Annotated in this window: 6 protein-coding genes and 1 pseudogene; 5 read left to right on the top strand and 2 right to left on the bottom strand. The window is 76.7% G+C overall.

All coding sequences use genetic code 11. The annotated features are described in order from the left end of the window. Positions 1–759, bottom strand: a pseudogene (locus AB0L40_RS24845) (hypothetical protein); the annotation flags it as partial. Between the two features lie 65 nt (positions 760–824). Beyond that, positions 825–2,498 carry a glycerol-3-phosphate dehydrogenase/oxidase gene (locus AB0L40_RS24840; protein ID WP_364360995.1) on the bottom strand — a complete coding sequence of 558 codons (1,674 nt, stop codon included), beginning with the start codon at positions 2,496–2,498 and terminating at the stop codon, positions 825–827. Between the two features lie 214 nt (positions 2,499–2,712). On the opposite strand from AB0L40_RS24840, the gene AB0L40_RS24835 reads away from it, so the two are divergent. The 5 genes from AB0L40_RS24835 (at position 2,713) to AB0L40_RS24815 (ending at position 8,333) form a co-directional block, all read left to right on the top strand. Further along, positions 2,713–3,888: a PspC domain-containing protein gene (locus tag AB0L40_RS24835; protein ID WP_364360993.1), complete on the top strand. Its 1,176-nt coding sequence runs from the start codon at positions 2,713–2,715 to the stop codon at positions 3,886–3,888. Next, the gene (locus tag AB0L40_RS24830) at positions 3,885–5,234 is read left to right on the top strand and encodes an ATP-binding protein (protein ID WP_364360991.1); all 1,350 of its coding nucleotides are present in this window, start codon (positions 3,885–3,887) and stop codon (positions 5,232–5,234) included. Before AB0L40_RS24835 ends, AB0L40_RS24830 begins: the two co-directional genes overlap by 4 nt. Further along, entirely contained in the window at positions 5,231–5,920 is a 690-nt protein-coding gene (locus AB0L40_RS24825; RefSeq protein WP_364360989.1) for a response regulator transcription factor, read from the top strand. The genes AB0L40_RS24830 and AB0L40_RS24825 overlap by 4 nt, the downstream gene beginning before the upstream one ends. Before the next feature lie 51 nt (positions 5,921–5,971). After that, positions 5,972–7,057: an SDR family oxidoreductase gene (locus tag AB0L40_RS24820; RefSeq protein ID WP_364360987.1), complete on the top strand. Its 1,086-nt coding sequence runs from the start codon at positions 5,972–5,974 to the stop codon at positions 7,055–7,057. Between the two features lie 181 nt (positions 7,058–7,238). Beyond that, positions 7,239–8,333: a hypothetical protein gene (locus AB0L40_RS24815; protein WP_364360985.1), complete on the top strand. Its 1,095-nt coding sequence runs from the start codon at positions 7,239–7,241 to the stop codon at positions 8,331–8,333. The last annotated feature ends 81 nt before the right edge of the window (positions 8,334–8,414 follow it).

The following is an 8,414-nucleotide window of genomic DNA, read 5'->3' as shown; positions in this document are numbered from 1 at the left end:
CTGCGGGACGGCCGCGGCGGCGGCGAGCGCGGCGTCGCGCAGGCCGGCGGGCACGGGCTCCGGGGCCCAGGAGCGGTACGTCAGCCCGGCCTCCTCCAGCGCGTCGACCAGTGGGCCGTGCGCGTCGGACGAGCCGAGCCAGGCCGAGAGCCGCTCGCGGCCCTCGGCGCCGCGGAGCTGGCCGTCCTGGCGCAGCGCGGCGAGCGCGAGCGCGTGGCGGTTCTCCGGGTCCTCGGTCGCCGTCGCGGCGAGGTCGCCGCCCTGCAGCGCGTCGCGCAGCATCAGGCGGGACTGGGCGAGCATCGTGGCCAGCAGGCCGGCGTCGACGCGCAGGAGCGCGGAGAGCTCGGCGTGGCCGAGGTCGCTCAGGCCGCGCAGCGCGAGGACCTCGCGCTGGTCGACCGGCAGGGCGCCGTTGGCGAGCACGACCGCGGACTGCGGCGGCGCGGAGGCCAGCACGGCCTCGTCGTGGGCGCGGAGCTGCGCGGCGTACTCGGGGCTCGACGCGACCTGGGCGAGCAGCGATCGGGCGTGCCAGCAGCCCATGAGGAGCAGGTCCTGCTCCGCGACGCCGTCGGGCGATCCGGGGGGGATCCGCTCGGCCACCGCGGCGAACGCCGCGATCGTGGCGTACCACGCCGCCCCCGGACTGCCCGTGACGCGCAGCGCCAGGTTGTAGGCGGATTCGCCCGCGCGGTCGAACCGCGTGGCGGTGTCGTCCGGTGCGGCGTTCGGTGGGGTTCCGTGCTCACTCGACATCGATCTGCGTTGATCCTAGGGCGTCGCGCGGTCGCCGCTCCCCGCCCCCACCCCGGGGTCGTCGATCAGGACGCGGGCACGAGGCCCTCGAGCGCGGCCTCTTCGCGGAAGTCCTGCACACCGCGGTCGATGCCGTCCGCGTCCCAGCCGAGCTCCGGCGCGATCGCCACCGCGACCTCGCGGGCGCCCCTGGCGTCGTCGGCCAGCAGTCCCCGCGCGGCCGTCAGGCCGAGGCGGGTCCGGCGCAGCAGCACGTCCCCCAGCGAGCGGGCGTGCTCGTTGCGGGCCGCGTGGACCGTCTCGGCCAGGATGTCGACGGGGCCGTCCCAGACGACGGGGCGCGCCAGCTCCGGGCGCTCCTCGGCGAGCTGGAGGATGTCGCGGGCCACGCTGCCGTACCGGGCGGCCAGGTGCGCGCGGGCCGCGGGCGAGGTGCCGGGCGCGTGCGGCAGGCGCAGCGCGTCGACCGGCTGGCCGAGCGGCGTGCTCTGGGTGCGGCACGGGGCGTCGCGACCGTCGCGCTCGGTCAGGCGGTCGACCGTCGACTTCGCCATCCGCCGCCACGTCGTGAGCTTGCCGCCGGTGATCGTGAGCATCCCCGAGGACGTCTCGTAGAGCTCCGCGCGACGGGAGATGTCGACGGAGCGCTTCGGGTCGCCGGTGGCGATCAGCGGCCGCACGCCGGCGTAGGCGCCCTGGACGTCGCCGCGCCCGATCGACGTGCCGAAGAACGAGTTGATGCCGTGGAGGATGTAGTCGACGTCCTCCTCCGGCGCGCGGACGTGGTCGAGGTCGCGGTCCTCGATCTCGTTGTCGGTGGTGCCGACGAGCGTGCGGCCGAGCCACGGCAGGGCGAACATGAAGCGGCCGCCGCCGGAGGGCACGATCGCGCCGGAACGCAGCGGCAGCAGCTCGCTGGGCAGCGTGACGTGGGTCCCGCGCGAGGGCTTGATGACCGGGACCTCGGCCTCGTCGTGCAGCTCGGCCGGGCGCAGGCGGTCGGCCCAGACGCCGGTGGCGTTGACGACGTTGTGCGCGCGGATCGCGAACTCGGCGCCGGTCTCGCGGTCCTTGACGTTCACGCCCTCGGCCCGGCCGTCGCGCTCCAGCAGCCCGGTGACCTCGACGCGGTTGGCGGGGACCGCGCCGAAGCGCTCGGCCTCCTGCAGGATCGTCAGCACCAGGCGGCTGTCGTCCGTCTGACAGTCGTAGAAGAGGAAGCCGCTCTTGACGTCCTGGCCGTCCAGGGCGGGGACGTGCTCGACGACCTCGCGCGGGTCCAGCGTGCGGTGGCGGTCGGGGCTCCAGCCGCGCTCGGCGTCGGAGAGGTCGCCGCGGCCCCGGCCCCGCCCGCGGCGGTGGTCGAGCGCCAGGGCGTCGTAGAGGTTCAGGCCGACCCCGGTCATCCGGTCCGGGCGGTGGTCGGCGGTCGTGGCGACCACGAGCGGCAGCGGGGTCACCAGGTGCGGGGCCAGCCGGGCATTGATCTGGCGCTCCAGCAGGGCCTCGCGGACGAGGCCGATGTCGAAGGACGCCAGGTAGCGCAAGCCGCCGTGGACGAGCTTCGACGAGCGGCTGGACGTGCCCGACGAGTAGTCGTTGCGCTCGACGAGGGCGACGGAGTAGCCGCGGGACGCGGCGTCGAGGGCCACGCCGGCCCCCGTCACCCCGCCACCGACCACGACGACGTCGAACACCTCGTCGGAGAGGGCCTTCAGGGCGTCGGCACGCTCGAGCACCTCCGGAGCATGGCACTGCCCGGTCCCCGCCGCGCCTCAGCCGTCACACTCCGGGGGCCGAGCGGGGGGATGCCGTACGCGGCGCCCGGTCGCCGGGCCCCGCGGAGCCCGGTCCGATGCCGCCGGGGTCCACCCCCGGGGTCGGACCCGGGGACGGACGGGGCCATCCCCCATAGGCGCGGCGGCCCGGCCCGGGCACCCTGGATCCACGCCCATGAGTCCCGACACGAACCAGCCCGACGACCCGAACGCGCCCGACGAGGTCCCAGGGCCCACCACGTCCCGCGACGAGGTCCCGCCCGCCGGCGACCCGCCCGCCGGCGACGCGCCGGCCGGCGGCGCCGACCGCCCCGCGCCCGAGGACGCGCCGACCGCCGTCCACGCCGCCGTGACGCCGCCGCCCCCGGGGCTCTACCGCTCCGAGTCCGACCGGATGCTGTTCGGCGTCTGCGGCGGGATCGCCGAGCGCTACGGCCTCGAGCCGCTGCTGGTCCGCCTCGCGTTCCTCGCCACGCTCTTCATCGGCGGCGCCGGCGTCCTCTTCTACCTCGCCGCAGCGCTGCTGATCCCGATCAGCCCCGCCGGCGTCGTCACCCCGCAGCGCCCGAGCGGCCCGGCCGCCAGCGCGGCGGGCGGGGTCCTGCGGGTGCTCGTCGCGCTCGCCGCCGCGATCGGGGTCTTCGCCGGGCTCTGCGCCGTGGCCGCGGTCAGCTTCGGGTTCACGGTCTTCTTCGGCGCCTGGCCCGTGGCGGTGGTGCTCCTGATCCTCGCCGCGCTCCTGGTCGTGTCGGCCCGCAGCCGGCGGACCACGGGGGCCCTGCTGATCGTCGCCCTGGCCCTCGCGGTCCCGGCGACCGCCGCGGTCGTCGGCGGCGTCGAGGTCGAGCGCTCGGTCGGCGACCGCCAGATTCGGCCCTTCAGCCAGGCGCGGGCGAGCGCGCCCCACCACCTCGGCGTCGGCCGCATGGTCCTCGACCTCCGCCGCGTCCCCCTGCACCGGGGCGACCGGGTCCGGATCCCGGCGCGGGTCGACGTCGGGCAGCTCGCCGTGGTGCTGCCGCGGACCCGCTGCGTCGCCTGGACCGTCCGCTCGAGGATCCGCGTCGTCGGCGACTCCGACGTCCTCGCGGACTCCTTCCACGGTCCGGCGTTCCTGGACGGGGGCGAGCGCACCCGCACGACCGAGATCGACCCGCCCAGGCGGGCGGGCGACCGGCGGCCGCGCGTGACGCTGGACCTGCGGATCGGCGTCGGCTCCCTGGTGGTCGCCGACACCCGCAAGGGCATCGACGGGGGCAACCCCAGCGGGCTCGACGTGGTGTCCCGCGACGTCGACCTGGTGCGGACCGCGGCCTGCCGGACCGCGGACCGCCGGGCGGCGCGCGGGTGAGCACCCGCCCCCTCGTCCTGCTGGCCGCCGCCTGTTGCGGCCTGCTCGGCGCAGGCCTGCTGGCGACCGAGGTCTCCGACGGCGACGGCCTCCGGATCGCAGCCGCCGTCCTCTGCGCGGCGCTGGTGGCCGTCGCGCTCGCGGCGCGGGTCGCCATCGGCGTCGAGCGTCGGCGGCACCGGCGGGCGATCCGCGCCGCCCGGGTCGCTGCGCACCGTGCCCTCGTCACCGACGCCGTCGAGTACCCGGGCGGGCGGCGCACCGTCGCCGGCACCGTCCTCCTGGTCGCCGGCGCGCTCGTCGGGCTGCTCGTCCTCCGCTCGTTGCTGGGGATCAGCTTCTGGGCGCTGCTCCTGCTCGGCGCCGGCGGGTTCGTCCTCTGGGCCCAGGCCACGGACCTGCCCGGGGAGGACGGCGACCGCCCCGCGACCGGCTGGCAGCGGCTGCTCGGGCGACGGGCCGGCGGCGAGGGCGCGGGCGCCGACCGGCTGCTGCTGGCCAGCGGCGTCGGCCTGGTCGTCCTCGGGGCGCTCATCGCCCTGTCGTCGCTCGGCGCACTCGACGCCAGCCGCAACGGCATCGTCCAGCTGCTCGTGGCGCTCGCCGCGATCGGCGTCGTCGTCGCCCCGTTCTGGCGGCGATCCGCGCGGCGCGCGCAGGCCGAGCGGTCCGAGCGGATCCGCGGCGACGAGCGGGCCGAGGTCGCCGCGCACCTGCACGACTCGGTGCTCCAGACCCTCGCGCTGATCCAGCGCCGCAGCGACGACCCGCGCGAGGTCGCCGGCCTCGCGCGCCGGCAGGAGCGCGAGCTGCGCACCTGGCTCTCGGGGCGCAGCGAGCGGCCCGACGACGAGCTGATGGCCGCCCTGCGCGCCGCCGCCGCCGCCGTCGAGCTCGAGCACCGCGTCGAGATCGAGGTCGTCACCAGCGGCGAGCGGCCGCTCGACGACCGCGCCGCCGCGCTCGTGGCCGCCGCCCGCGAGGCGATGGCGAACGCCGCCCGTCACGCCTGCCCGGACGGCGGGGCGGGGGACGTCCCGGCCCCGGGCGGATCCCCCGGCGACGACCCCGCCGCCGACCGGGCGCCCTCCGGGCCGCCGCTCGTCGGCGCCGCCGCACCGCAGGCCGTGTCGGTCTCCGTCTTCGCCGAGGCCGAGGACGGCCGCGTGGAGGTCTTCGTCCGCGATCGCGGGCGCGGCTTCGACGTCGACGCGATCCCGGCCGACCGCCGCGGCGTGCGCGAGTCGATCGTGGGCCGCATGCGTCGCGCCGGAGGACGCGCGACGATCCACTCCTCCCCCGGCGAGGGGACCGAGGTCGAACTGCTCCTGGAGGACCCGTCATGACCGCACCGCCCACCGTCGTCCTCGTCGACGACCACGCCCTGTTCCGGGCCGGCGTCCGCGCCGAGCTCGAGGGCCGCACCGGGGCGGACGGCGCGCCGGGCCCCGTCCGCGCGACCGTGCTCGGCGAGGCCGGGGACGTCGACGTCGCGGTCCGCCTGATCCTCGACCGCGAGCCCGACGTCGTCCTGCTCGACGTGCACATGCCCGGGGGCGGCGGCGCCGAGGTGCTGCGCCGCGTCCACGAGACCCGTCCGGGCCAGAAGGTCCTGGCGCTGTCGGTGTCCGACGAGCCCGAGGACGTGATCGCCCTGATCCGCGGCGGCGCCCGCGGCTACGTCACGAAGACGATCTCCGGCGACGAGCTGGGCGCCGCGATCTCCAAGGTCCGGGACGGCGACGCGGTCTTCTCGCCGCGCCTGGCGGGCTTCGTGCTCGACGCGTTCGCCGGGCGGGTCGACACGGCCGTCGCCCTCGTGGCCGACCCCGAGCTCGACGGCCTGACCGACCGCGAGCGCGAGGTCCTGCGCCTGATCGCGCGGGGCTACATGTACAAGGAGATCGCCCGCCGGCTGACGATCTCCCCCAAGACGGTCGAGCACCACGTCTCCGCCGTCCTGCGCAAGCTCCAGCTCTCCAACCGCCACGAGCTCACGCGCTGGGCGACCGAGCGGCGGCTCGTGGACTGATCCGACCGTCGGTAGGGCGACCGCCCCTACGCATGAGTAGCATCACTCCCCATGGGCGTGCGGACGATCCTCTTCACCGGCTTCCCGGGCTTCATCGGCGCGCGCCTGATCCCGCTGCTGCTCGACGCCGACCCGGACGCGAACGTCGTCGCGCTGGTCGAGCCGCGGATGGTGGAGAAGGCCCGCCAGGTCGCCGGCGAGCTCGGGCTGCAGGAGCGCCTGACCATCCAGCCGGGCGACATCACCGCCCCGCGGCTGGGCCTCGACGAGGCGACGTCGCGGCGCCTGGCCGACGAGACGGTCGCCGTCCACCACCTGGCCGCGATCTACGACCTCGCCGTCCCGCTGGCGATCGCCGAGCGCGTCAACGTCGAGGGCACGCAGAACATCATCGACTTCTGCCGGGCCTGCACCCGCCTGGAGCGCCACAACTACGTGTCGACCGCATACGTCGCCGGGCAGCGGCGCGGCACGGTGCTCGAGGCCGACCTGGCGGCCGGCCAAGCGTTCAAGAACCACTACGAGTCGACGAAGTTCGCCGCCGAGGTCCTCGTCCGCGCGTCGATGGACGAGGTCCCGACCACGATCTACCGCCCCGGCATCGTCGTCGGCGACTCGCGGACCGGGGTCACCCAGAAGTTCGACGGCCCCTACTACCTGCTGCGCACGATCCAGGCGGCCGTCCGCCGTCACACGCCGATCGTGCAGCCGGGCGCGATGAGCGCCCCGTTCAACGTCGTGCCGGTCGACTTCGTGATCGACGCGATCGTCACCGGCGCGGGCGACCCGGACTTCGCGGGCGAGACGCTCCACCTCGTCGACCCGGACCCGATCTCCGCGTCGGACCTCTACGCCCGGCTCTGCGCGGCGTACGCCGGCAAGCCGCCGGCGCTCCGGCTGCCGTGGGGGCTCGTGGACCAGTCGCTGCGCCTGGCCCCGGTCCGCCACCTGCTGGGCGGCACCCCGCGCGAGTCGCTGATCTACCTGAACCACCAGGTCCGCTACGACACCGCCCGCGCGACGGAGCTGCTCGGCCGCCACGGCGTCCGCTGCCCGCCCGCGTCGGAGTACGTCGGCCCGATGGTCGCGTTCTTCCGCGAGCACGAGGACGACCCGGCCTTCGCGCCGCTGCACTAGACCCCGCCGGGCCCGCGTCGGCCGGGGCGGTCCTCACGGTCGTGACGCGCCCCGGCCCGGCCGCCGCGGCCCACCGGCGCCCCCGACCGACGGCGCGCGGCCGATCCGTCAGGATGGGGCGATCGACCCGACCGCGCCCCGGCGACCGGAACTCCGGCGCCCCGCGCGGGTTCCGACGTACGTGACGATCCGCTCCTCCCCCGCGCGCCTCGCCGCCGCCCTCCTGGTCGCCGCGTCGGCCTCCGTCCTGGCAGCGGGCTCCGCGTCCGCCGCCCCGGGGCCCGTGAGCCCCACGGTCCTCTCGGTCGAGATGAACGACACGCCGGTCGACGGCTGGGCCGGCTGGCTGATCTGGAGCCGCCGTCAGGACGACGGCCTGTACGCGCTGGTCGCGCGGTCGCCGGACGGTGCGGGCCTGCAGCTGCCCGTCGCCCCGCAGGCCGCACCGATCGACGCGAGCATCGGACCCGGCCCCGACGGGAAGGCGCTCGTCGTCTACACGGCGTGCACCTCCGCCGCCGCGGCCGTGCCCACCGGGTGCGACGTCCGCCGCCTCGACGTCACCACCGGCGTCGACGCCGCGGTCCCGGCCGCGTCGTCGCCCGACGTCGACGAGCGCTTCCCGAGCGTCTGGGGCACCCGGATCGCGTTCTCCCGGCCGGTCTCCGCGAAGCGCCCCGACCGCACCGGCATCGCGGTCGCGGACCTCTCCGCGCCGGCCGCGGTCGCCCCCACGGTCTTCGGGCCCCGTACCGAGCGGCGCGGCCGCAGGCGGGTCGCAGCCCCGTCGTACGGCCCGCAGGGCATCGACCTGCAGGGCACGACGATCGCCGCATCGTGGCGGACGTCGGGCAGCGGGCCGGACCGCTGGCGCCTGCTCGTGCGCCGGGGGTCGGGTGCGGCGAAGACCGTCCTGACCGCGGCGTCCAACCGTCGCACCCTCAATCGCCTCGGACGCCCGGTCCTGTCGCCCCGGGACGTGATCGCCCCCCAGCAGCGCGCCGGCCGGACGAGCCGCTCCGTGCTCGTCCGGTCCACGCTGACCGGCAGCCGCGCGTGGACGCTGGGCAGCGGCTTCACCGACGCCCAGACCGAGCGCTACGGGTCGGCGCTGAGCGCCGTCACGCGGACGTCCGACCAGCAGCTCGTAGTCGTGCGGCGCCTGGCGAGCGACGGCCGCTGGAGCTGCAAGCACCCGCTGCTGCCCGACGCGCGCGGCTGCGAGCTCCTGGCGCTGGACTCCGCGGCGCAGCCGTGGCGTCGCCTGGTGCCGTAGGCCGCACGACACCCGTCGTCGACGGCCCGGATCGGCGTGCGGCCGGCCGGCCCCTACCGCGCGCGACGTCGTGCGCCGACC

The sequence above is a fragment of the Patulibacter sp. NPDC049589 genome, assembly GCF_040675535.1.
Taxonomy (GTDB): Bacteria; Actinomycetota; Thermoleophilia; order Solirubrobacterales; family Solirubrobacteraceae; genus Patulibacter.
Note: the sequence above shows the minus strand (reverse complement) of the source record. Positions and strands in the feature narration are given on the sequence as shown.

Coding starts and splice junctions, on each gene's coding strand:
- AB0L40_RS24825 (WP_364360989.1), top strand. CDS start 5,231: ATGACCGCACCGCCCACCGTCGTCCTCGTCGACGACCACGCCCTGTTC.
- AB0L40_RS24820 (WP_364360987.1), top strand. CDS start 5,972: ATGGGCGTGCGGACGATCCTCTTCACCGGCTTCCCGGGCTTCATCGGC.
- AB0L40_RS24835 (WP_364360993.1), top strand. CDS start 2,713: ATGAGTCCCGACACGAACCAGCCCGACGACCCGAACGCGCCCGACGAG.